Genomic DNA, 23853 nt, shown 5'->3' with positions numbered 1-23853 from the left:
GTGTTGCGCGAATATCGCCGGGTTTCGCGGGCGTGCGGCGGGGCCGGTCGGGGATCGAAAAAGGCCCCCGGCGGGCGCCGGGGGCCTTTGATCTGTCACATCGGAAGAGGGACGTTTAGTCGTCCGCTTTCTCTTCTTTTTTGACTTCTTCGCCGGTTTCCTGATCGACCACTTTCATCGACAGGCGCACCTTGCCGCGGTCGTCAAAGCCGAGCAGTTTGACTTTGACTTCCTGACCTTCCTTCAGAACGTCCGAAGGGTGGTTCAGGCGGCGGTTCTCGATCTGGGACACGTGCACCAGACCGTCGCGTTTTCCGAAGAAGTTCACGAAGGCACCGAAATCGACGATCTTGACCACTGTACCGGTGTAGACTGCGCCCTCTTCGGGTTCGGCCACGATGGAGTGGATCATGTCGTAGGCTTTCTTGATCGCGTCGCCGTTCGGGCTTGCGATCTTGATGATGCCGTCGTCGTTGATGTCGACCTTGGCGCCGGACACTTCGACGATTTCGCGGATGACCTTGCCACCCGAACCGATGACTTCGCGGATTTTGTCCGTTGGCACCTGCATGGTTTCGATGCGCGGTGCGTGCACGGAGAATTCCTGCGCGCCGGTGATGGCTTTGGACATTTCGCCAAGGATGTGCATGCGGCCGTCTTTGGCCTGTGCCAGCGCTTTTTCCATGATCTCGGGCGTGATGCCTGCGACCTTGATATCCATCTGCAGCGACGTAATGCCGTTTTCGGTACCCGCCACTTTGAAGTCCATGTCGCCCAGGTGGTCTTCGTCACCCAGAATGTCGGACAGAATCGCGTAGGAGCCGTCCTCTTCGAGGATCAGACCCATGGCAACACCGGCCACGGCGGATTTCAGCGGCACGCCCGCGTCCATCATCGACAAGGAGCCACCGCAGACCGACGCCATCGAGGAGGAGCCGTTCGATTCAGTGATCTCGGACACGACGCGGATGGTGTAGGGGAAGTCGGTTGCCGCGGGCAGGACAGCCTGCAGCGCGCGCCACGCCAGTTTCCCGTGACCGATTTCGCGGCGGCCGGGAGGGCCCACGCGACCCACTTCGCCAACCGAATAGGGCGGGAAGTTATAGTGCAGCAGGAAGTTGGATTTGAAGTTGCCGTGCAGCGCGTCGATGAACTGCTCGTCGTCGCCGGTGCCCAATGTGGTCACGACCAGACCTTGCGTTTCACCACGGGTGAACAGCGCGGAGCCGTGGGTCCGGGGCAGCAGGCCTGTCTGGCTGACGATGTCACGGATTTCGTCGGTTTTGCGCCCGTCGATCCGCGTGCCAGTTTTGACAACGTCGCCGCGCAGAATGGAGGCTTCGAGCTTTTTCATGGCGGAGCCGAGGTTGGCGTCTTCCAGTTGCTCGTCCGACAGCTTGCCCTTGATGGTGTCGCGGGCGGCAGAAACGGCTGCGGTGCGTTCTTGCTTGTCGGCGATGGCGAAAGCGGCGCGCATTTCTTCTTCGCCTGCGGATTTCACGGCCTCGAAGAGGTCGGAATAATCAACGGGCTGGAAGTCGAACGGCTCTTTCGCGGCATCTTCGGCCAGATCGATGATCAGGTCGATGACGGGCTGGATTTGCTCGTGCGCGAATTTCACCGCACCCAGCATTTCGGCTTCTGTCAGCTCGTAGGCTTCGGATTCGACCATCATCACGGCGTCTTTGGTGCCCGCGACAACCAGATCAAGGCGTTGATCGGGGTTCAGGCGCAAGTCCTGCATGTCGTCGATTTCGGGGTTCAGGATGTAGTCACCACCCTCGAAGCCCACGCGGCAGGCCGCGATCGGACCCATGAACGGCGCGCCGGAGATGGTCAGCGCGGCGGAGGCGGCGATCATCGCAACCATGTCGGGGTCATTGACCAGATCGTGGCTCAGCACGGTGCACATCACCAGAACTTCGTTTTTGAAGCCGGGGACGAACAGCGGGCGGATCGGACGGTCGATAAGGCGGCTGGTGAGTGTTTCTTTCTCGGTGGGGCGGGCCTCACGCTTGAAGAAACCGCCGGGGATTTTACCCGCAGCGTAATATTTTTCGTTGTAGTGTACGGTCAGCGGAAAGAAATCCTGACCGGGTTTTTGCTGGCGGGCGAATGTCACGTTGGCCATGACGGAGGTTTCGCCGTACGTCACGATCACCGAGCCGTCTGCCTGGCGTGCAACCTTACCTGTTTCGAGTGTGAGCGTTTCTTCGCCCCACTGCATGCTTTTCTTCACTTCGTTGAACATCATCGTTTCCTGTGTTGGCCCATTGGCCATTGCATAGAGGGCGTATTCCCTCTGACCCCGGTGCATAAGTCATGTGGCACCACGTCATTGCAGGCGCTGGGGTCCGGGCGCCGTTCTTCTGATGGGTCGCGCATACATCAGAACACCACCGATGGAAAGAGAGCGGCGCGCCGCAGGGTGCCGCAGGGGCACTTCGCCGCCGGATTGCGCGAAATTACCGAATAATCCGACAAATCGCCCTATTTTCGCCCAACTCTGCCCCGATGATTGATGCCATATCGTGAACAAACCTATTGAATTGCATGGACTGGATCAGAAAATGAACGTTCAAACGCCCATTAGCGCCGCCGATCTCGACAAGAGCAGCTATTACGCCGCACGCGACAACGACCACAAGGATCTGCTGATCTATGCGGCGCGCGAAAGCGGCCGGTCGCCCCTGCAGATCCAGCGTGATTTCGGACAGATCTCCAAATCGCACAGCCGTCTGAACATGGTCGAGTACATCCGCAACGGGCTGTTTCGCACCGACGCGCACAGCGATGCGGACCGCGCCGCCTATATCTCGAACGATCTGCACTGGCCGATGGCACATGCCTGCAACGACCAAAGCTGGAGCGGTGCCGCAGAGGACAAGGTGCTGGCCACGATGCTGATGGAGGCGGGCGGCGTGCCCGTGCCGGGGATCGTGGGCGTGATCGACAGATCGGCGCGCAGCTATCCGTCGATTGACAAGATCACGACCGCAGATGCCCTGCGCGATCTGGTGCTGGCCCACGCCGACAGCGGTATTTTCGGCAAAATCCTTGGCGGTATGGTCAGCTTTGGCGTGTTCCATGTCACGGACGCCGACCAGACGCATATCACCTGCGCGGGTCATGCGCCGATGCGCTATGAGGCGTTCATGTCCGATTTCGTGGGCGACAATCCCTATGTGTTGCAGCGGACCTTGCGCAATCACGAGGGGTTCGCGGCCTATGCCGGTGCCCTTGCCACGGTGCGGATGATCAATCTGGTCACCGATGACGGGATCCATTGCCCGCAGGCGGTGATCAAGCTGCCGCAGGGCGACAACATCGCCGATGCGTTCTGGCGGCCGGGCAATCTGGCGTGCGACGTGGACGTGGAGACCGGCGTGATCCGCACCGTGGCGGAGCGCGGCAAGTTCGAGGTCACATTCCACGAGGACCATCCGCAGGTGGCGGGGTTGATGGGGCTGACGCTGCCGCATTGGGACACGCTGCGCGAGATCAACGCCAAGGCGGCATCTCTGTTTGCGCCCATCGCCTATCAATCCACGGATATCGCCATCACGCCCGACGGGCCGATGATTGTCGAGCTGAACTACGGTGGCGGGTTTGATCTGCCGCAATACGCCAGCGGGCGCGGCATGCTGACACCGCAGGTGCGCGCGTTTTTCGAAAGCCACGGCTACGATTTCGGGGCGGAGCGCAAAGCGAAACGCGGGCTTTTCGGCCGCCGGTAGCCGCAAGCTGTTGGGTCAGCTGGATTTTCGGGGCGCGGTGCCGGTGGGGGCCGCGCCCCGTGCCGTGTGCGGTCGGCAAATCGCCGCAGATTGGTGGAAACGTTAACGCATGGACCCGCCATAGCGGTTAAACTGTGGGTAGAATCGCCTGGGGAGGAACGATGATGCGGATCGATACGTGTAATTCCAAACTGATCGAAACACTCGACGCGCTGGAACGGCGCACGACACAGGCCGGATCAAGCCAGCATTTGCGCCTGCGCGCGGATGTGAACCGGCTGATGTCGAAGTTGATCGTAAGCGGCGACCCCGTCCCGCCGCGGCTTCAGCGGATGAAGCGGCGGCTGGACGACGATGCGTTTGACGACATGTTCGACAACATGCCGATCTAGCCGGAGAGCGACGGAAAATAATCTTCGCAGGTGCCTTCGCGGTACACATCGGCGGTGCAGCAGTGCAGACCGCCGCCGAAGGCGTAGGCATCGCGCAGGTCGACCTCGACCACGTTCATGCCCAGTTTGTCCATCTGTTCGGCCTGATAGACCTCGGATTTTTCGACGCAGACGGTTTTCGGGTCGAGCACCAGCACGTTCATCGACAGCCATGTCGAAGAGTAGCACAGCGGCGGTGGCGTGTTGTGCGCGGGCTGCGCCGCATCGACGATTTCCCAGTCGTTTGCCTCGAACATCGCGCGCTGGTCGTCGGGCAGGCGACGCTGCGGATTGTTGAGGATCAGGCCCGGCCGCAGCGGTGTGAATGTCGCGTCGATGTGGATCGGGTAGGGATCACCGGGGAAGTTGACGGTGTGCACGCGGTGGTCGGGGAAGTGCCGGCGCAGCCATTCGATGCCCTTGAGATTGGTGGTGAACCCGTGTTGCACCACCAGATCGCGGCCAAAGCGCAGGACGTCCGCCGCGTCGAAAAGCGGTTCTTCTTCGGTGGTGACGAAGAATTTCTTGGCGGCCCATTCGAGCCGTTTTGCATCGCCGATTTTCTCCGACAGGTAATCGGGGTGGTAATCCGCGTCCGTCAGCCGCGGTTTGGGGGCGGATTCGTGACGGAAATTAGGGTCCTCATTGAAATACCGCTGCATCAGGGGGCGGTAGTTGAGGTATTCGAACCAGCGGCAGCGGTAGCTCATCGTGGCCTCGAGCATTTCCGAGCCGACCGTCAGCAGCACGTCGCGCGGCGGCATGCAGCCGAACTGGCTGTCGGTGTGGAAATCGGGCGTGGTGACGGGTTTGGAGTGGTCGATGCTGTCGGGGCGGTCAACGCGGATACCGCGGTCCTGCAGCTGTTTTGCGAAACCGTCGAGCAGTTCGTTCGCCCGGTCGATGGTATCTTGGGGGCGACGGCCCCATTGACCGCGCATATCGCTGTCTTCGGGGACTTTCGCATCGAGCGCGGGTTCTTCCGGCGGGATGTGGCAATCGTCAGCGCGGCCAACGATGACATGGTGCAGCGGGTCCCACTCGTTCCAGCTGTTTACGACGGTCTTTTGCATGATCAGAGCCTCCCCGGTGGATCATTTGATCAAATCCGTAGGGTCATTTTGCGGCCTCTGCAAGTGGGTCGATGCGCCGGGGCGAAGGGAGCGGCGCAAAAAGAAAAAAGCCGCGCATCCTGTGGGGCTGCGCGGCTTGATCCGGTTCGGGTTGGCTGGCCTTAGCGGCGCAGGCCCAGACGCTTGATCAGGTCCTGATAGCGCGCTTCGTCCTTGGACTTGACGTAGTCGAGGAGTTTACGGCGTGTCGCGACCATCTTGAGCAGACCACGGCGGCCGTGGTTGTCTTTCTTGTGGGTCTTGAAGTGCTCTGTCAGCGTGGAAATACGCGAGCTGAGCACGGCGACCTGTACTTCAGGGGAACCGGTATCGCCGTCTTTGGCGCCGAATTCCTTGATCAGGCGGGATTTTTCTTCTGTTGTAATCGACATCGGGGTCTCCTTTTCGAAGGTTTGTGTGATGGCACAGGCCGGGATGTCGTCCAGCGCAGGCCCATGGAGGGTCTGCCGCGAGTCGGCGGCAGATGCGGGCGTATAGGCAAATTCGGGGGAAGGTGCAAAGGGTTATTGCGTCTGACGGCGGGTCAGAAGATGGCAAGCCCCGTCACGGCGGCCACGCTGAGTGGCATGAGCGCGATGTCGTCGACCGCGATATCGGTGCCGTTGACCTGTGCCACGACAGCGCCATTCAGGCGGATCTGGGTCTGGTTGTCCTGTTCGGGATCAATGCGCAGGCTCACCTCGGGTTCTTCGGCCGCATCACCGCTGTCGTCCCAGACGAGCAGGAGACTGTCGTCGGCGGCTTCGAAATCGGTGATGAGCGCGCCGGAGCCTTCGGCCATCCAGTCGCCCAGCACGATCTGGTCGCTGCCCGGTCCTGCGGTCACGGTATCGGCGGCGTCCATGACGAGTGTATCGTCGCCCTGACCGCCGTTGAGATAATCGCCGGCGTCGGTGTCGCTATCCTCACGTCCGTCGACCAGATCGTTGCCCCAGCCGCCAAAGAGCGTATCGGCCCCCGCCCCACCTTCGAGCGTGTCGTCGTCGTAGCCGCCCTGCAGCACGTCGTCGCCGTCGTCTCCACGCAGAAGATCGTCGCCCGCCGACCCCTGCAGGGCATCTGCGCCATCGCCGCCCATCAGCGTGTCATTGTCATTGTTGCCGATGAGGCTGTCGTCGCCCGCGTCGCCCTGCAGCAGGTCGTCCGCGTTGCCGCCGTGCAGCGTGTCATTGTCTGCGCCGCCGAGCAGCCTGTCACCGCCACGGTCGCCGCGCAGTTCATCGTCGCCCTCGTTGCCCGCGATCGTGTCTGCCCCGTCATCGCCGCCGATGCGGTCGCGGCCCTCGCCCCCGTCGAGGGTGTCGGCCCCATCGCCACCTTCCTGAACGGTGATTTCCGATCCTTCGGGGGCCAGCAGATCACCGCGAAATCCCTGATCATCGCCCCCGAGCGGATCCGGTGGACGGTCATCGTTGGACGCGTCGTCATCATCGCCTGCGGGCAAGGGGGCCATAATGCTTGCCGAGCCAACGGCCATCAGCCCCATCAATCCTGCCAACCACAACATCGCGCCTACACCGCCCCTGAATTACCCTACCGACTATGCGCAGCATTCGCGCGAATCGTCAAAACTCTAACGCCCCCAAGGTTAACGGCGCGTGACCCCCGATCAGGGATGCCAGATCTGCGGTTGCGCGGTGTAGGGCAGGTAGAGCGGATGGCGCGGATGCCCGGCCTTGGTCAGGCCGAGATGATACAGATCGCGCCCGGTATTACGCAGGGTTTGCGCCACCTGCGCGCCGCGGTCCCGGTGCGCCCCGTGCACCCCCCACGCACAGATGATCCGGTCTGCCCATTCTGCGGCGCCTATTAGCGCGGCGTCATTCTCGGGGCCATTCGGATCATTTGCCCGCTTCATGTCGCGCGGATCAGTGGCGCGCAGGGCAAAGATGTTCACGGCACGAAAACCGCCGAACCCCAGCGTGCGCGCCCGCCTTTCGCAACGCTCGATGGTGGGGTCGTTCTGTACTTCGGTAGCGGTGGAGGGGTTGAGCATCACGAAGGCCACGCGCGGGCCCGCGCCGTTCCATTCCCGCCCGAGGCTGTAGCGGTAGATTTCGCAGTCGGAATAGACGGCGGTGGAGGGCGCGTCGCCCTTGGTATGGTGGCGGGTGATCATGCGGCCCCTTTTGGCAACCTGCAGTGCGAAACGCAAACCGCCGCGTGCGGGGGGGCACGCGGCGGCAGCGGGGAGGGGCGGTGCATCAGCCGATGGTGACGGTGCTGCGCGCCTTGGGGAGTTCAAAGGACAGGCCGCGGGCTTCGAGCACCCATGCGGCGACGAGGGCGTAGATCACGTGGCCATAAAGGGCTACCCATGTGATGCCCGAAAAGCCAAGGAATGCAGGCAGCCCGGCCACGAGGTGCGCCATGACGTAAAGCGCGAAGGCCCACAGCACCACGCCGTAGACGGCGGCGGTCACGACCCACGGCAGGGCGGGCAGAACGGCGCGTTGCACGGGCCGTGCGATCAGCAGGTACCCCAGCACGTAGAACACCATGCCGGTGATCACATGCAGCAGGTGCGCCGCGCCGGAGGGGGCCGCGCCGAACACTTCCTTCAGCGTGCTTTGGGCCAGCCCGACGGGGGCCAGTTTGGCCATGCCCAGAAGCGGACTGATCGCCTGCCCGTAGGCATCGAAGGCGACGGTTGCGAGAGCGCCGGAGGCGAGAATGGTAAAGACTGTCTGTTTCATCTGTAAGCTCCACTGTTGGATCAATGTCGGTGCGTTGACATCAATCTGGCGTGGCAGGACGGCCCGCGAAAGGGGGCTCACGCCAGCCTGATCACGGGGCGCGGTTCTGAAACAATTGCTGAAACAAACGCCCCGTCAGGCTGACATCGGCGTGAAAAGCGTGACGGTCTGTAACATTAGGGACCGATTAGTCCCCAATATTGAACACCCGGCTGGGGTGCAGTTCGCCCGATTTGAAGCGTCCGACGGCCACGGCGCGTCCGTCGTGGGCGGCCCAGCACTCATCGCCGTATTCGACATCCTTGGCAAAAACCATGCCGGGATTGCCGTTGCGCAGCTTGGCCGCGCCCTCAGCGCTGGCGGTGACCATGGGCAGATCGTCCAGCCCCAGCTCGAGCGGCCGCAGATGTGCGTCGAGCGCGGGCGTCTTTGCGAGGTCATCGACGAGATCGAGCGTCAGCGCCCCTTCGACGTCGAAAGGGCCGGACCATGTGCGCCGCAGTTCGCGCACGTGGCCGAGGCACCCCAGCGTTTCGCCCAGATCGCGGGCGATGGAGCGCACGTACCCCCCTTTGCCGCAGACCATTTCCAGCGTGGCGTGGTCGGCGTCGGGCCGGTCCACGAGAAGCAGGCTGTCCACATAAAGCGGCCGTGCGGCCAGTTCCATCTGTTCGCCGTCGCGCGCCCGCTTGTAGGCGCGTTCGCCGTCTATTTTGACGGCAGAGAACTGCGGCGGCACCTGTTCGATGTCGCCGATAAATCCGGCGATCGCGTCCTTGATCTCATCGTCGGTGGGGCGGGCGTCGGAGGTGGCGAGCACCTCGCCTTCGGCGTCGTCGGTATTGGTCGAGGCACCAAAGCGCACGGTAAAGACATAGGCCTTCAGCGCGTCGGTGATGTAGGGGACGGTTTTCGTGGCCTCACCCAGCGCGACGGCCAGAACGCCCGTGGCATCGGGGTCAAGCGTGCCTGCGTGGCCCGCTTTCTTGGCGTCGAACGCCCAGCGGACCTTGTTGACCACGGCGGTGGACGTGGGGCCTGCGGGTTTGTCGATCACGACCCAGCCCGAAATGTCACGTCCCTTGCGTTTGCGTCCCATGCACGACCCCTGAAATTGCTGAGTGAAAGGCGGATTGGCGCGCTCTCTACCGTTGCTTGGGCTGCGGGCCAAGCGGTTTCGTCAGTTCTGTGTTTCTGCCATCGGCTCGACCACGCCGATGATCGGGCCAAGGGCCCCGAACCCGATGTCGGACCGGCCCAGATCGGGGGCGCGCACCCGCGAGATATTGCCGTCGAAATAGAGGGCCTGATCGAGCTGCAGATGATCGCGAAACAACCGCCCGAAATGGTGGAAGTTCACCGGCTGGTCGGAGATCGCAAAGGTCGCGGTGGTGCCGTCGGGCGAGGTGCCGACGCCGTTGCGGACGTATTTCGATGTGCTGTCGGGCAAAAAGCGCGGATGCAGGTCGCCGTCGATCACCAGCATCGGACCCGATTGCGTGGCCGAGCGGCAGGCGGGGGCGCTTTGCACAAAGCGGCGGGTTTCGATCACGTCGGCCCGCCCGTCGCGCAGGCACAGCACACCATTGGGCAACAGCCCGAAGTTGCCCGGCCCGTCGCTGGTGATGACGCGCTGCAATTCGGTGCCGTCCTCGACGTAGTGGCCGACGGGGCGGCGGTCGTCGTGGTACATGCCGGCGTTCATGGCAAAGCCGAGCCGCTGGCCGGTTTCTTCAAGCGCCTGATCGAGCGTGCCGAAATACCCGTAGGGGCGGTCATCCGCGTCGTAGAGAAAGAGCCGCAGGTCCTCGCGGGTCAGATCGACCTCGCAGATGGTGAATTCCGCCCCGTCGTAGCGGTCTGTCCGGCACTCGGCGGCGCTGGCCGCGGCGGGGCCCATCAGACACAGCAACCCCGCGAGTGCCGCCAGCGGTCTCACCCGTCACCTTCCCCGGCGGCGTCGGCATCCCGGCGGACCCGGTCTTCGGACAGCATGCGGCGGGTATCGTCCATCTGGTCGAAGGTTTCGTCCAGCCGGAAGCGCAGGTCGGGTGCGAATTTGAGCGTCAGCTTCTTGGCGGTCATGCGCCGCAGCTCGCCCTTGTTCCGGCTCAGCAGCTTGAGCACATCATCCTGCCCCTTGCCGCCGAGGGGCAGCACATAGGCGGTCGCGATTTTGAGATCGGGCGATGTGCGCACTTCGCCCACTGTGATCGACATGGCGTTGAGTTCGGGATCGTGCACATCGCCGCGCGCGAGCACTTCGGACAGCGCCCGGCGGATGGTTTCGCCCACCCGAAGCTGGCGCTGAGACGGGCCTGCGCCCTCGTGGAATTTGTTCTTACCCATATCCTCCATCTAAGGGTTACATCCGCCTTTGCCAAGCGGGGTGGCGCAGGCTAAACCAAAGGCCGCAGCGTCAACAAAAGGGACCATTCCATGGCCGACACCATCGCTATTGCCGTCACCGGGGCTTCGGGCCGTATGGGCCAGATGTTGATCCGCGAGGTGCAGGCCAACGCCAAGACCCGTCTGGTGGGGGCGATCGAGCGGTCGGGCCATGCGTGGATCGGGCAGGACGTGGGCGAGATGATGGGCGGCGCACCGTTGGGCGTTGCGGTGACCGACGATGCACTGGAGGCCATCGCGCAGGCACAGGCGGTCATCGACTTTACCGCCCCCGCGGCGACGCTGGAGTTTGCCGAGATTGCCGCACAGGCCCGCGCCGTGCATGTGATCGGCACCACCGGCATGAGCGACGCGGAGATTGCCGCGCTGGAGCCGGCATCGCGCCATGCGGTGATCGTGCGGGCGGGCAACATGAGCCTTGGTGTCAATCTGCTGACCCAGCTGACCAAACGTGTGGCCGCCGCGTTGGACGAGGATTTCGACATCGAGATCATCGAGGCGCACCACCATCACAAGGTCGATGCCCCCTCGGGCACGGCGCTGATGCTGGGCGAGGCCGCTGCCGAAGGGCGCGGTGTTGCGTTGTCGGACGTGCGCGACAGCGGGCGTGACGGCATCACCGGGGCGCGAACCCGCGGGGACATCGGCTTTACCGCGATCCGCGGCGGCGACATCGTGGGCGAACATGACGTGATGTTTGCGGCCCCCGGCGAGCGTATCGTGCTGCGCCATCTGGCGACGGACCGCGGCATTTTTGCCCGCGGCGCCATCAAGGCGGCTTTGTGGGGGCAGGGCAAAACGCCGGGCAGCTACGATATGCTTGATGTTCTGGGCCTGTCCGACGGCTGATCCCTGCCACCGGAACAGACGAAAAGTGAACCAAAGGCGGACAGGCTGCGTATATCCCTAAAGAGATGACCACGGGAGATTTGCAATGAAGCTCATTCTAGCCGCAAGCGTGGCGGTCGGCCTGACAGCCGCCGTCCCCGCGTTCGCCGAATTCCAGAAGGTTCAGAGCGCCGATGCGTTCAAATCGCTTGTCGTCGGCAAGACGCTGACGCGCCCCTTCGTCAAGCTGGAGGTCAGCCCCGGCGGGGCGATCAGCGGCACCGGAGCGGCCTGGGCCGTTTCGGGCAACTGGACATGGAAGAACGGATATTTTTGTCGCAGCCTCGAATGGGGGGGCGATGATCTGGGATATAATTGTCAGGAAGTGACCGCATCGGGTCAGAAAATACGGTTCACGTCGGATCAGGGTGCGGGCCGCAGCGCCGATTTCAACCTGCGCTGATGGTGCGGCCGGTCCGGTCTAAAAATCGACGGCAAGCCCCTTTTTCTCCCAATCGCCATAGCGGACGGGCTCCGGCCCCTGCCTGCCGCCCCGTTCGGGGGGCAGGTCAAGTTCTGTACGTGCCGCGCGGCGTTCGGCGGCTTCGGCCAGCGCGCGCAGGGCGGCGGGCGGCAGATCGGGTTCGGGCATTGGCGGATCGGGTTGCGGGGCGTCTTGGGGGATCGGCTTTTCGCGCGGGGACGGGTCCTTGGCCATTGCAGTGCTCCTGTGCTGTGTCCCCTTGATATACGGCCCCTAATGGCCCAGACAACCGCCAGACCCCATTCGGAGAAGCGACACAATGTCTGACACCGGCGTAAATGCCCGCAAATCTGCTGTTTATCTGTTGGATCAGGTGCTGGGCGAAGGCAAACTGATGTCCGAACTTCTGGGGGCGGGGGCGCTGGACCATCTGCCCGCGGATGACCGCGCCCGCGCCCAACGGCTGGCGCAGGACACGCTGCGGGGGCTGGAGCGCGCCGACCGCATCCTGCAAAAGCACCTGACCAAATATCCGCCACTGACCGTGCGCAATGCGCTGCGGGTGGGCACGGTCGAGCTATGCACCGGCACGGCGGCGCATGGCGTCGTCAATGCGATGGTCACGTTTGTTTCTGGCCACAAACGTCTGGGGCATATCAAGGGGTTGGTGAATGCGGTGTTGCGCAAGGTCGCGGCGGAAGCGCCCGATGTCTGGGTCGCGCGCCGTGCGCCGCGGATGCCGAAATGGCTGCGCGGGCCCTTGGTCGAGGCATGGGGCGCAGATGCGATTGCCGCGATTGAAAAGGTGCATTTTGCCGGCGCGCCGCTGGATCTGACGGCGCGCGACGATGCGCAGGCCGTGGCCGCGGCGCTGGACGGTGCCGAAGTTCTGCCCACCGGCAGCGTCCGTGTGCCGAACGCGGGCCAGGTCTCTGCGATGCCGGGGTTCGAGGAGGGCGCATGGTGGGTGCAGGACGCCGCGGCGGCGCTGCCCGCCATGATACTCGACGCGCAGCCCGATGAGCTGGTCGCCGATCTGTGCGCCGCACCGGGGGGCAAGACCATGCAGCTGGCCACCACGGGTGCCGAGGTGCGTGCGGTTGACGACAACCCGTCACGGATGGGACGTGTGAAGGAAAATCTGGCCCGCACGGGGCTGCGCGCGCGGACCTTCATCAAGGACGCCCGACAGTTCAAGGGCGAGTTTGACGCGATATTGCTGGATGCCCCCTGTTCGGCCACCGGTACGATCCGGCGCCATCCGGATCTGCCGTTTGCCAAGGACGGGTCCGAATTTGCGGGGTTGATGGCGTTGCAGGAAGAACTGCTGGACCATGCGTGGTCGATGCTCAAGCCCGGCGGGCGGATGGTGTTTTGCACCTGTTCGCTGCTGCCTGACGAAGGCGAGGTCCAGATTGACGAGGCGCTGGAGCGGCACGCGGACATGCGGGTGGATGCGGATGCGCTGGACCTGCCGGGGATCGATCCGGCGTGGATCTCTTCGGAGGGCGGCCTGCGGTTGCGGCCCGATTACTGGTCCGACATCGGTGGCATGGACGGGTTCTATATCGCGCTGTTGCGCAAGGCGGCCTGAGCGGCGGCGTCTGATGCGGGTGTTCCGACGGCGAGGTAGCTCGCGGCCGGAATCCGCACGATGCCGCGCAGATCGAGGGTCTGCCGGTCTGCAGTCGTGAGCGCGGCGATGGCGGTCTGCACCGCATCGAATACCGCGTCCGCGTCCTGTTCCGGCCCGGTGATATAGGGCAGGCCCGGGGTCGGCGCCGTCCACTCCAGCATCCGCAGCCGGTCGGACCACGGTTCATACCGCCGGATCATCCGCCATGTCTGCGCATCCAGCGCGGCAATATCCGCCGCGCCCTGTGCGACCGCGCGGGCGGAAGCGATGTGGCTGCCGGTTTCAAGGGTTTGCGCAAATGCGCGCCCGTCGGGGGGCAGATGCGTCTGTGCGGCCGCCCAGCCCGATTGTGACATCACGCTGTTGTAGGCGAAGCGCGGGGCCGGAAGGTCGGCACACCGGATGGCGGTGCTGTCGCGGTGAACGACAAGGGCGCTGCGGTAGGTGCCCGGCGCACAATCGGGCAGGCCGTAGTCAGGCGTGCCCACGAGGTGCACGCGCCCGTGCAGCGCCGCGCGGTAGGGCAGCCCGCAGGTCTGTGACAACACCAGCCCCGGGTCGCGCCAGATGGCAGCATCATCGCCGCCGCGCTGTAGCCGGGCGGGTGCCGTCACGCCGCGCAGTGCCAGCGCATCACGGATCAACGCCCAGTAGCGGTCATGCGCGTCTTGCACCTCGGGGCGCTCATACATTGGCAGGCTTGCGGGCATCTGCGGTGGTCCTTCGGGGGGCGGATTTCGCCGCGCGGGGCGGCATGGGCCGCGAAAAACGGTGACTCCGGAGCCTGCGCGGGTTAGAACCTCGTCAGGCGCCATGAGAGCGTATAGGCAGAGCATATGACCCTATTTCCACAGTTCAAGGCGCGGCAGACGCATCTGTTGAACCGCTGGCATGCGCGGTCTGCGACCCGTGGCAGGGCGGAGGCCCGCGGATTCGTATCCTCGCCCGAACCGCGGACCATCGGATCCTTTGCGCGGGGCCGCCAGTTGATCGCGGGGAATTACCTGTTTGCGGGCAGTCTGGTCAGCGCCGACGGGCAGTCGCCGTGGCAGGTGACCCCGCCCGACCTCGCCTTTGCCGAGGCGCTGCACGGGTTTTCTTGGCTCGACGATCTGGCCGCGGTGGGCGATCTGGCGGCGCGTCAGGCGGCGCAACGCTGGTTGTGGGAGTGGATCGAGCGATACGGGCAGGGGCGGGGCCCGGGATGGACGCCCGATCTGACGGGCCGGCGACTGATCCGGTGGATCAACCACGCCTTGTTCATGTTGCAAGGTAGCACCGATGCGCCCGACAGCGCCCTATTCTACCGCTCTCTGACCCAGCAAACGCGGTTCCTGTCCAGACGCTGGCATGCGGCGGCGCCGGGGTTGCCCCGGTTCGAGGCGTTGACCGGCCTGATCTACGCCGGCCTGTCGCTGGAGGGGCTCGAGGCGTTGGCCGATCCGGCGATCCGTGCGCTGGCGCGCGAATGCGATGCCCAGATCGACGCGCAGGGCGGGCTGCCCACTCGCAACCCAGAAGAATTGCTGGCGGTGTTCACGTCGCTGACGTGGGCGGCGGCGGCCCTGTCGGATGCCGGGCGCGGCACCCCGAACCCGCATCTGGCCGCGATCGAGCGGATCGCGCCCACCCTGCGCAGTCTGCGCCATGCCGACGGCGGTCTTGCACGGTTTCACGGTGGCGGGCGCGGGGCGGAAGGGTGGCTGGACCATGCGTTGGCGTCGGCGCGGGTCCGCTCGAGCCAGGCCGACGGGTTGGCGATGGGATACGCGCGGCTGTCGGCGGGGCGCACCAGCGTCATCATCGATGCCAGCCCGCCGCCGGGCGGGGCCGCGTCAATCAATGCCCATGCGTCCACGCTTGCCTTCGAGCTGACATCGGGGCGCAGGCCGTTGATCGTCAACTGTGGCTCGGGCACGAGCTTCGGGCTGGAATGGCGCCGTGCGGGGCGGGCCACGCCGTCGCATTCTTCCTTGTGTCTGGGCGGATATTCCAGCGCCCGTCTGGAAACGGCCGACAGGCGCACCGGTGCCGAGGCGCTGATCGACGGGCCAAGCCGCGTGCCGGTGGAAATCACGCCGGTGTCCGACGGATTGAAGTTTCAGGGCGGCCACGACGGTTTTGTCCTGACCCACGGGTTGACCCACGCGCGCACGCTGGAGCTGACCAACGACGGGCGGGCCATGGCGGGCGAGGATATGCTGGTGGCCGTTGAGGACGCGGACCGCCGCCGGTTCGACAAGGCGCTGGATGCCACCAAGCTGCGCGGCATCGGTTTCGAGATACGGCTGCATCTGCATCCGGAGGTCGATGCGACGCTCGATCTGGGCGGGGCGGCAGTGTCGATGGCGCTGAAATCCGGCGAGATATGGGTGTTCCGCCACGATGGCACCCAGAAACTCAGCCTCGAGCGCAGTGTCTATCTCGAGACGACACGGCTCAAGCCGCGGGCCTCCAAGCAGATCGTTTTGAGCGGAAGAGTGATTAATCAGGCCACCCGCGTGCGTTGGTCGTTGTCAAAAGCGCAGGAAACTGCGATTGCCGTGCGCGATCTGGAACGGGATGATCCGTTCCTCGAGAACGACTGACCAAAGGACCCTGCTCATGGCTGATCTCTATCCCGTTAAACGCGCGCTGCTTTCGGTTTCCGACAAGACCGGGCTGGTTGACTTCGGACAGGCGTTGGCGGCAAGGGGGGTTGAGCTGCTGTCGACGGGCGGCACCGCCAAGGCGCTGCGCGCGGCGGGGCTGGACGTGCGCGACGTGTCGGAGGTGACCGGCTTTCCCGAGATGATGGACGGCCGGGTCAAGACTTTGCACCCCGTTGTCCACGGCGGGTTGCTGGCGCTGCGCGATGACGCGGGGCATGTGGCGTCCATGGACGAACACGGCATCGGCGCGATCGATCTGGTGGTGGTGAACCTGTACCCGTTCGAGGAAACCGTCGCCAAGGGCGCCCCTTATGGCGAGGTGATCGAGAACATCGACATCGGCGGCCCCGCGATGATCCGGTCGGCGGCCAAGAACCACGGGTTCGTCAATATCGTCGTTGATGTAGAGGATTACGATGTGGTGTTGGCCGAGATGGAGGCCAACGACGGGCAGACCAGCTATGCCCTGCGCCAGCGGCTGGCGCAGACGGCCTATGCCCGCACCGCCGCCTATGACACCGCCGTCAGCACATGGATGGCCGATGCCGTGGGCGGCACGCCGCGCCGCCGCACTTTTGGCGGCACGCTGACCCAGACGCTGCGCTATGGCGAGAACCCGCATCAATCGGCGGCGTTCTACAGCGATGGGTCGTCCCGCGCGGGCGTGGCCACGGCGACCCAGCATCAGGGCAAGGAGCTGTCCTACAACAACATCAACGACACGGACGCCGCGTTCGAGCTGGTGTCGGAATTCGCGCCCGCGGACGGCCCCGCGGTGGCGATCATCAAGCACGCCAACCCCTGCGGTGTCGCGACGGGCGACACGCTGGCGCAGGCCTATACCCGCGCGTTCGATTGTGACCGGACCTCCGCCTTTGGGGGCATCATCGCATTGAACCAGACGCTGGACGCGGAAACCGCCGAGGCCATCACGGGTATCTTTACCGAAGTTGTCATCGCCCCCGATGCGACCGCCGAGGCCATCGCGATGTTCGAGAAGAAGAAAAACCTGCGGCTTCTGACCACTGGCGGATTAGCAGACCCGACCGCCGCGCGTCTGGCCCCGCGCCAGGTGTCGGGCGGGTGGCTGGTGCAGGACCGCGACGTCGGCCGGATCAGCCGCGATGACCTGAGGGTGGTGACCAAACGTGCGCCGTCGGAGCAGGAAATGGCGGATATGCTGTTTGCGTGGACCGTCGCGAAACACGTGAAGTCCAACGCCATCATCTACGTCAAGGACGGCGCCACCGTGGGCGTGGGCGCGGGCCAGATGAGCCGTGTGGACAGCACCCGTATCGCCGCGCGCAAAGCGCAGGACATGGCCGAGGCGATGGGGCTGCCCGCGCCGCTGACCCAAGGATCCGTTGTGGCGTCGGATGCGTTCTTCCCCTTTGCCGACGGGCTTGTGACCGCGGCCGAAGCCGGGGCCTCCGCGCTGATCCAGCCGGGCGGGTCGATGCGCGACGACGAGGTGATTGCCGCCGCGGATGAAGCGGGGCTTGCGATGGTATTCACCGGCATGCGCCACTTCCGCCACTAGGGAGATCGGGCAATGCGGATCATTCTCGGCGCGGCCATCGGGGCCTTTTTGATCGATCAGGTCAGCAAATATGTTGTGATCCACAGCATGGACCTTGCGCGGATCCGGTCCATCGACGTCTTTCCGCCATTGCTGAATTTCCGCTACGGCGAAAACCGCGGGATCAACTTTGGCCTGCTGGGTGATGGATCGGAGGCCAGCCGCTGGGTTCTGATCGGGCTGGCCGTGGTCATCAGTGCCGCGGTGCTGATCTGGGCGCGCAAGAATGCCACGGGCCGGATTGCGCAGTTGAGCGCGGGGATGCTGGTGGGTGGTGCGCTGGCCAATGTGCTGGACCGTTTGCTTTATGGCTACGTGCTTGATTTTCTCAATATGTCGTGCTGCGGGATCAACAATCCGTTCGTTTTCAACATCGCGGACATCTTTATCTTCGCAGGGGCGCTGGGCCTGATCTTTTTCGCCGATGACAACGGTGCAAAGGGCCCGAAGGCCGCCGCGCGCAAGGGCCGCAAAAAAGCTGGGTGACATTGCCATGCCCCCTGCGATATTGAAGGGCAACGGCGTGGGAGAGGTGTGATGCGTTCAACTGGTGTGCTTGTGGTGACTGCTTTGCTTCTGGCGGGGTGTGCCAACGTCGGTTTGCGCGATCTGCGCAGTGACGATGACGGCCCCGATGAATTCGGCATCCAGCCGGTAAAATCCCTGCAACAGCCCGACAGCTTCAGCGATCTGCCCCCACCGACGCCGGGCCGTTCCAACCGCGCCGATCGTGATCCGCGCGCCGAGGGCATTGCCGCCGTCGGGGGCCGCGCGACCGATCCCAACGGGCCCATCCCGGCCCGTGACGGGGGGCTGGTGCAATACGCCAGCCGTCTGGGCGTGCAGGCCGGTATCCGCGCCGAACTGGCCGCCGAAGATGCCGACTTCCGCCGCCGCAAGGCGCGCTTTGCGCAGTATCGCATCCTGCCGGTCGACCGCTATGCACAGGCCTATGAGGCGCTGGCGCTGGACCCGCAGGACGAGCTGGAGCGGTGGAAACGGGCGGGCGCGCGTGTGCCGTCGGCCCCCCCCGCAAACTGAGCCCGCAGGCCCGCCGCACCGGCGGCTGCCTGCACGTTCCTTTACATCTGTGTGATATTGCGTCCCGCGTCTTGATCCTGCGCGGGCGGGGCGTACCTATTGCACATCCGTTCCGCTGATAGACCTGATGAAAAGGACCGCCTTCATGATCCGATTTGCCCGGCGCTTTGCCGCTTTGGCCGCGCTTGTCACCCCGTTTGCCGCCAGTGCAGACATCACCGACCGTGTAACCGACTTCACGCTCGATAACGGGATGCAGGTGGTGGTCGTCGAAGATCACCGCGCACCGGTGGTCCAGCATATGGTGTGGTACCGCGCGGGATCGGCGGATGAGCCCAAGGGCGCGTCAGGCGTGGCGCATTTCCTCGAACACCTGTTGTTCAAGGCCACCGACAAGCTGGAGGCTGGCGAGCTGTCGGCAACCGTGGCGGCCAACGGGGGCCGCGACAATGCTTTCACCAGCCACGACTACACCGCCTATTTCCAGCGTATCGCCGCCGACCGGCTGGAGCTGATGATGTCGATGGAAAGCGACCGGATGAAGAACATCCGCATCACGCCCGAGAACATTGAAACCGAACGGCAGGTCATCATCGAAGAACGCAACCAGCGCACCGAGAACAATCCGCAGGCGCTGTTTGGCGAGCAGATCAACGCGGCGCAGTACCTCAACCACCGTTACGGCACCCCGATCATCGGCTGGATGCACGAGATGGAGGAGCTGAGCCTCGAGGATGCGCTGGATTTCTACCAGCTGTATTATTCGCCCAATAACGCCATTCTGGTGGTGTCGGGGGACGTGGAGCCCGAAGAGGTCCGCACGCTGGCCGAGAAATACTACGGCGTGATCCCGGCCAATCCCGATCTGCCGGAGCGGCTGCGCACGGAAGAACCCCGCCAGAACGCCGAACGGCGTGTCATTTTCCGCGACGCCCGTGTGGCCCAACCCTATGTTTCGCGCAGCTATCTTGTGCCCGAGCGCGACCCCGGTGATCAGGAAACCGCCGCGGCGCTGACGATGCTGGCCGAGATACTGGGGGGTGGCACGACATCCTATCTGGCCGACAAGTTGCAGTTCGAAAACCAGATCGTGACCTATTCGACCGCGTTCTATTCTTCGGTCAGTCTGGATGACACGACATTCCGGATGATCGTGGTGCCCGCGCCCGAGGTATCGTTGGAAGAAGCCGAAGCCGCGATGGATCAGGCGCTGGCCGATTTCATCGAGGAAGGTGTGGACCCCGAACAGCTCGACCGGATCAAGCTGCAGATCCGTGCCTCGGAGATTTATGCGCAGGATAATGTGGACGGGATCGCCAACCGTTACGGCCGTGCGCTGACCTCGGGGTTGACGATCGAGGATGTGCAGAACTGGCCCGATGTTCTGGATGCGGTGACGGGCGAGGACGTGATCGCCGCCGCCAAACTGCTGCGCCGCGAGGCGTCCGTGACCGGTTACCTGATGCGCCCCGAAGGAGAGACACAATGAGCCTTTTCAAATCTGTCGCCCTGTCCGCCGGTCTGATGACGGCATGCGTGCTGCCCGCACAGGCGGAGGTCGACATTCAGGCGATCACCTCCCCCGGTGGTATCAACGCGTGGTTGGTCGAGGAGCATTCGCTGCCCTTTGTGGCGCTGGAGATCGCATTCGAGGGCGGCACATCGCTGGACGTCGAGGGCAAGCGCGGCGCGATCAACCTGATGTCGGGATTGCTGGAGGAAGGGGCGGGCGACATGGACGCGCGGGCCTTTGCACGGCGCAGTGAGGAGCTGGCCACATCGTTCGGATTTTCGGCCAGCCCCGACAGTTTCACCGTGTCGGCGCGTTTCCTGACCGAGAACTTCGACGAATCGGTCGCCTTGCTACGGACCGCGCTGCAAGAGCCGCGCTTTGCCGAGGAGGACGTTGAGCGGGTCCGCGCGCAGGTGCTGTCCGGTTTGCGCTTTGACCAGAACGACCCCAACGAAATCGCAAGCCGCAGTTTCGCGGAGTCGGTTTATGGCAATCACCCCTACGGCACCCCCGAAGAGGGCACGACAGAGAGTGTCACCGCGCTGACCCGTGACGATATTGTCGAGGCGCATGCCAATGTGCTGGTGCGCGACCGTGTGATGGTTGGGGCCGTGGGCGACATCACGCCCGAGCAGTTGGGCGATATGCTGGATGCGTTGCTGGGGGATCTGCCGCAGTCGGGCGCGCGGATGCCGCCCGAGATCGTGCCGGACGTGCCCACCGGCGTGAAGGTTGTCGAATTCGACACGCCGCAGTCCGTGGCGCTGTTTGGTCATACCGGCATCGCCTTTGACGATCCCGATTATTTCGCGGCCGTTCTGTTGAACCAGGTGCTGGGCGGTGGATCGTTCGAGAGCCGTCTGATGACCGAGGTGCGCGAAAAGCGTGGCCTGACCTATGGAGTCTATTCCTATCTGGCGAGCCGCAATCTGGCCAATATGTACATGGGGCAAGTGAGTTCGGCCAATGACCGGATCGCCGAGGCCATCGAGGTGATCCGCGACGAGTGGGCGAAGGCCGCGACCGAGGGCATCAGCGCCGAAGAACTGCAGGACGCCAAGACGTATCTGACCGGTGCCTATCCGCTGCGCTTTGACGGCAATGGTACGATTGCGGGTATTCTCGTCGGCATGCAGCAGATCGGGCTGGAGCCTGATTATGTCAACACCCGCAACGAACGGGTGGAGGCGGTGACGCTGGAGGACGTGCAGCGCGTCGCAGCAGAGCTGCTCGATCCCGAGGGGCTGTATTTTGTGGTGGTCGGCAAGCCCGAAGGCTTGAACCCCGCCACCGAATGACCGCGCGGTAGAGGTAAAGGAAAGGGCGGGTCCGTGTGGCCCGCCCTTTTTCGTTATTCGCCGTAAGGCACCCAGATGTTTTTCACTTCGGTGGCCTGTTGCAGGAACCGGCGGCCCTCGCCCTGTGTGCCCGACCAGTCGGTGGCGCGGCCGTTCTGGACCCACGTGCGTTTGAGGTTGCTGGCGCTGGCCGCTTCGATCACCGCGTCATGGGCGGGATCGGCAAAGGACCATACCGCGTCGATGTCCATGTGCCGCGCCATGTGTTCGGCGGTGTCCTTGACCGGGCCGGTCAGGATGTTGACCACGCCTGCGGGCACGTCGGAGGTTTCAAGCACCTGCACGAAATCCGTGGCGGCCAGCGGGAAAGGTTCGGAGGCGTGCAGCACGGTCCGGTTGCCCATCGCGATGGCGGGCGCCATCACCGACACCAGCCCCAGCAGCGGCGCTTTGGCCGGGCAAAGCGCGCCGATCACGCCGACCGGTTCCTTCATCGCCAGTGCCACGCCGCGGATGGGCACGCCGTGCACCTGCCCGTCGTATTTGTCGGCCCAGGCGGCATAGGTGAACAGCCGCTCGAGCGTGGCAGAGACCTCTTTCGAGCCGGATTTGCCGCCCTGCATCGCGTCGAGACGGGCGGCGAATTCATCTGCCCGCGCGCCGAGGTTTTCGGCGATGTAGTAGAGGATCTGCGCACGCAAATGACCGGTGGTCTTGCTCCAGCCCTTGGCGGCGTGCGCCGCTTCGACCGCGTTGCGCACATCCTTGCGGCTGGCCTGGCTCGCGTGGCCCAGCAGCGTGCCGTTCTTGGCATAGACCGGCGCGGAATAGCCGCTGTCGGGCCGTGCCTGCTTGCCACCGATATAGAGTTTGGCGGTGCGGTCGATCCCGTCTGCGGGGCCGCCATCGCCGGTCATCGCGGCGGGCACCGACAGCTTTTTGCCGCTGTCCTTGGGTTTGGTATAGGCGGCCAGACCTTCCCAGCCGCCTTCGCGCCCGAAGCCGCTTTCGCGCACCCCGCCAAAGCCCGCGGCGGCATCCATCATGTTGGTGCCGTTGATCCAGACAATGCCGGACGCCAGTTTCGGCGCAATGTCGAGCGCGAGGTTGATGTTCTCGCTCCACACGGTGGCCGCGAGACCATAGCGGGTATTGTTGGCGATGCTGACGGCATCGGCGGGTGTGCGGAAGGTGGTGGAGACCAGTACGGGGCCAAAGATTTCTTCCTGCATCAGCGTATCGGCGGGCTGCAGATCGGTGATGAGCGTGGGGGGATAAAAGCTGCCTTCGGTCGGCAGATCGCAGGCGGCCACATGGGTCGTGCCGGAGGTGTTCGCATCGACGAGCGACCGGATCGTGTCGAGCTGTTTGGGATCGACGATGGCGCCCACGTCGATGGATTTGTCGAGCGGTGATCCGATGCGCAGCTTGTCCATCCGCGCGCGCAGTTTGGCGTGGAACGCGTCCGCGACGGGTTCGTGCACCAGCAAACGCGAGCCCGCGCAACAGACCTGCCCCTGATTGAACCAGATCGCGTCAACCAGCCCTTCGACAGCCGAATCCAGATCGGCATCGTCGAACACGATGTAGGGAGATTTGCCGCCCAGTTCGAGCGTCAGTGCCTTGCCGCTGCCTGCGGTCGCTTCGCGGATGCGGCGCCCCACGGCGGTGGAGCCGGTGAAGGCGACCTTGTCGACCTCGGCCGCCACGATCATCTCGCCCGTGCTCCCGTCACCGGTCACGATGTTCACGACCCCCTTGGGCACGCCTGCCTGCGCGCAGATGTCCGCAAACAAAAGCGCCGTCAGCGATGTATATTCGGCCGGTTTCAGCACCACGGTATTGCCCATCGCAAGCGCTGGCGCGATTTTCCACGCCAGCATCAGCAGCGGGAAGTTCCACGGGATGACCTGACCGCACACGCCAAGTGCTGCCGCATCGGGCAGTTCGGACGCCATCAGCTGGGCCATGCCCGCGTGATAGTAGAAATGCCGCTGGGCCAGCGGTACGTCGATGTCGCGCGCTTCGCGGATGGGTTTGCCGTTGTCGAGGGATTCGAGCACGGCAAAGAGACGGCTGTGTTTTTGCAGCAGACGGGCCAGCGCATAGAGCACCTTTGCCCGCGCGTGACCACCCGCGCTTTCCCATTTTGGCTGTGCGCGGCGGGCCGCTTTGACGGCGGCGTCCACGTCGGACTGTGTGCCCTGGCTGATCTGCGCCAGCGTGTCACCGGTGGCGGGATTGCGGCTCGCGAAGGTTTCGCCCGGTCGGGTAAAGCTGCCGTCGATGAAATGGCCGAAGGTGCCATCGGTTTTCGCGATCCACGCGAGGGCTTCGGCGGCGGATTCGGGGGCGGTGCCATAGTCCATGCTGTCAAAAATCTCGGATACGGTCATGTTGGTGTCTTTCTGCGAAAC

23 protein-coding genes are annotated in these 23853 nt (G+C 64.2%); 11 read left to right on the top strand and 12 right to left on the bottom strand.

Going from position 1 to position 23853, the window contains the following annotated elements; translation table 11 throughout:
• Window positions 1-115 precede the first annotated feature (115 nt).
• Window positions 116-2251: a polyribonucleotide nucleotidyltransferase gene (pnp, locus tag K3756_RS16350; RefSeq protein WP_259989234.1), complete on the bottom strand. Its 2136-nt coding sequence runs from the start codon at window positions 2249-2251 to the stop codon at window positions 116-118.
• A 319-nt stretch (window positions 2252-2570) separates the two neighbouring features.
• On the opposite strand from pnp, the gene K3756_RS16345 reads away from it, so the two are divergent.
• Both K3756_RS16345 and K3756_RS16340 read left to right on the top strand, forming a co-directional pair.
• Complete coding sequence (locus K3756_RS16345; protein ID WP_259989232.1) at window positions 2571-3737, top strand: sugar-transfer associated ATP-grasp domain-containing protein; 1167 nt, start codon at window positions 2571-2573, stop codon at window positions 3735-3737.
• 161 nt (window positions 3738-3898) lie between these two features.
• Window positions 3899-4129 carry a hypothetical protein gene (locus K3756_RS16340; RefSeq protein WP_259989231.1) on the top strand — a complete coding sequence of 77 codons (231 nt, stop codon included), beginning with the start codon at window positions 3899-3901 and terminating at the stop codon, window positions 4127-4129.
• On the opposite strand, the gene K3756_RS16335 is transcribed toward K3756_RS16340, so the two are convergent.
• From K3756_RS16335 to rbfA, 8 genes are all read right to left on the bottom strand, one after another.
• Window positions 4126-5241 (bottom strand): serine/threonine protein kinase, encoded by a 1116-nt coding sequence (locus tag K3756_RS16335; RefSeq protein WP_259989230.1) that lies wholly within the window; start codon window positions 5239-5241, stop codon window positions 4126-4128. The genes K3756_RS16340 and K3756_RS16335 overlap by 4 nt on opposite strands.
• 161 nt (window positions 5242-5402) lie before the next feature.
• On the bottom strand, window positions 5403-5672 hold the full coding sequence (rpsO, locus tag K3756_RS16330) for a 30S ribosomal protein S15 (protein ID WP_259989228.1): 270 nt from the start codon (window positions 5670-5672) through the stop codon (window positions 5403-5405).
• Between the two features lie 152 nt (window positions 5673-5824).
• Window positions 5825-6808, bottom strand: a complete 984-nt coding sequence (locus tag K3756_RS16325; protein ID WP_259989226.1) for a calcium-binding protein — start codon at window positions 6806-6808, stop codon at window positions 5825-5827.
• A 102-nt stretch (window positions 6809-6910) separates the two neighbouring features.
• Window positions 6911-7420, bottom strand: coding sequence for a DUF1643 domain-containing protein (locus K3756_RS16320; RefSeq protein ID WP_259989224.1), 510 nt, complete (start codon window positions 7418-7420; stop codon window positions 6911-6913).
• Window positions 7421-7505: 85 nt separating this feature from the next.
• Entirely contained in the window at window positions 7506-7997 is a 492-nt protein-coding gene (locus K3756_RS16315; RefSeq protein ID WP_259989222.1) for a hypothetical protein, read from the bottom strand.
• Window positions 7998-8184: 187 nt separating this feature from the next.
• A complete protein-coding gene (gene truB / locus K3756_RS16310; RefSeq protein ID WP_259989220.1) occupies window positions 8185-9096 on the bottom strand; it encodes a tRNA pseudouridine(55) synthase TruB in 912 nt (303 codons plus the stop codon).
• Between the two features lie 81 nt (window positions 9097-9177).
• A complete protein-coding gene (locus K3756_RS16305; RefSeq protein ID WP_259993589.1) occupies window positions 9178-9897 on the bottom strand; it encodes a phosphodiester glycosidase family protein in 720 nt (239 codons plus the stop codon).
• A 35-nt stretch (window positions 9898-9932) separates the two neighbouring features.
• Window positions 9933-10346 (bottom strand): 30S ribosome-binding factor RbfA, encoded by a 414-nt coding sequence (gene rbfA / locus K3756_RS16300; protein WP_259989218.1) that lies wholly within the window; start codon window positions 10344-10346, stop codon window positions 9933-9935.
• Between the two features lie 90 nt (window positions 10347-10436).
• Here rbfA and dapB point away from each other — a divergent pair, with 90 nt between their 5' ends.
• Together dapB and K3756_RS16290 are read left to right on the top strand one after the other, a co-directional pair.
• Window positions 10437-11255, top strand: a complete 819-nt coding sequence (gene dapB / locus K3756_RS16295; protein ID WP_259989216.1) for a 4-hydroxy-tetrahydrodipicolinate reductase — start codon at window positions 10437-10439, stop codon at window positions 11253-11255.
• An 85-nt stretch (window positions 11256-11340) separates the two neighbouring features.
• Window positions 11341-11697: a dihydrodipicolinate reductase gene (locus tag K3756_RS16290; RefSeq protein ID WP_259989213.1), complete on the top strand. Its 357-nt coding sequence runs from the start codon at window positions 11341-11343 to the stop codon at window positions 11695-11697.
• 18 nt (window positions 11698-11715) lie between these two features.
• On the opposite strand, the gene K3756_RS16285 is transcribed toward K3756_RS16290, so the two are convergent.
• Window positions 11716-11886 carry a DUF1674 domain-containing protein gene (locus K3756_RS16285; RefSeq protein ID WP_259993588.1) on the bottom strand — a complete coding sequence of 57 codons (171 nt, stop codon included), beginning with the start codon at window positions 11884-11886 and terminating at the stop codon, window positions 11716-11718.
• A gap of 151 nt (window positions 11887-12037) precedes the next feature.
• Here K3756_RS16285 and K3756_RS16280 point away from each other — a divergent pair, with 151 nt between their 5' ends.
• Window positions 12038-13312, top strand: a complete 1275-nt coding sequence (locus tag K3756_RS16280; RefSeq protein WP_259989212.1) for an RsmB/NOP family class I SAM-dependent RNA methyltransferase — start codon at window positions 12038-12040, stop codon at window positions 13310-13312.
• On the opposite strand, the gene K3756_RS16275 is transcribed toward K3756_RS16280, so the two are convergent.
• A complete protein-coding gene (locus tag K3756_RS16275) occupies window positions 13282-14064 on the bottom strand; it encodes a phosphate/phosphite/phosphonate ABC transporter substrate-binding protein (RefSeq protein WP_259989210.1) in 783 nt (260 codons plus the stop codon). The two genes, K3756_RS16280 and K3756_RS16275, sit on opposite strands and share 31 nt — an antisense overlap.
• Before the next feature lie 126 nt (window positions 14065-14190).
• Between K3756_RS16275 and K3756_RS16270 the strand changes: the two genes are divergently transcribed.
• The 6 genes from K3756_RS16270 (at window position 14191) to K3756_RS16245 (ending at window position 21436) form a co-directional block, all read left to right on the top strand.
• On the top strand, window positions 14191-15942 hold the full coding sequence (locus tag K3756_RS16270) for a heparinase II/III family protein (protein WP_259989209.1): 1752 nt from the start codon (window positions 14191-14193) through the stop codon (window positions 15940-15942).
• Window positions 15943-15958: 16 nt separating this feature from the next.
• A complete protein-coding gene (gene purH, locus K3756_RS16265; protein WP_259989207.1) occupies window positions 15959-17545 on the top strand; it encodes a bifunctional phosphoribosylaminoimidazolecarboxamide formyltransferase/IMP cyclohydrolase in 1587 nt (528 codons plus the stop codon).
• A gap of 12 nt (window positions 17546-17557) precedes the next feature.
• Window positions 17558-18070 (top strand): signal peptidase II, encoded by a 513-nt coding sequence (gene lspA, locus K3756_RS16260; protein WP_259989205.1) that lies wholly within the window; start codon window positions 17558-17560, stop codon window positions 18068-18070.
• A 51-nt stretch (window positions 18071-18121) separates the two neighbouring features.
• On the top strand, window positions 18122-18625 hold the full coding sequence (locus K3756_RS16255; RefSeq protein ID WP_259989202.1) for a DUF3035 domain-containing protein: 504 nt from the start codon (window positions 18122-18124) through the stop codon (window positions 18623-18625).
• Window positions 18626-18770: 145 nt separating this feature from the next.
• Window positions 18771-20114, top strand: coding sequence for a pitrilysin family protein (locus tag K3756_RS16250; protein WP_259989200.1), 1344 nt, complete (start codon window positions 18771-18773; stop codon window positions 20112-20114).
• On the top strand, window positions 20111-21436 hold the full coding sequence (locus tag K3756_RS16245; RefSeq protein ID WP_259989198.1) for a pitrilysin family protein: 1326 nt from the start codon (window positions 20111-20113) through the stop codon (window positions 21434-21436). Before K3756_RS16250 ends, K3756_RS16245 begins: the two co-directional genes overlap by 4 nt.
• A 53-nt stretch (window positions 21437-21489) precedes the next feature.
• Here K3756_RS16245 and K3756_RS16240 read toward each other — a convergent pair whose 3' ends face one another.
• The gene (locus K3756_RS16240; RefSeq protein WP_259989196.1) at window positions 21490-23832 is read right to left on the bottom strand and encodes an aldehyde dehydrogenase family protein; all 2343 of its coding nucleotides are present in this window, start codon (window positions 23830-23832) and stop codon (window positions 21490-21492) included.
• Between the last annotated feature and the right edge of the window lie 21 nt (window positions 23833-23853).

This window comes from Sulfitobacter sp. S190, from assembly GCF_025141935.1.
Lineage (GTDB): Bacteria > Pseudomonadota > Alphaproteobacteria > Rhodobacterales > Rhodobacteraceae > Sulfitobacter.
Note: the sequence above shows the minus strand (reverse complement) of the source record. Positions and strands in the feature narration are given on the sequence as shown.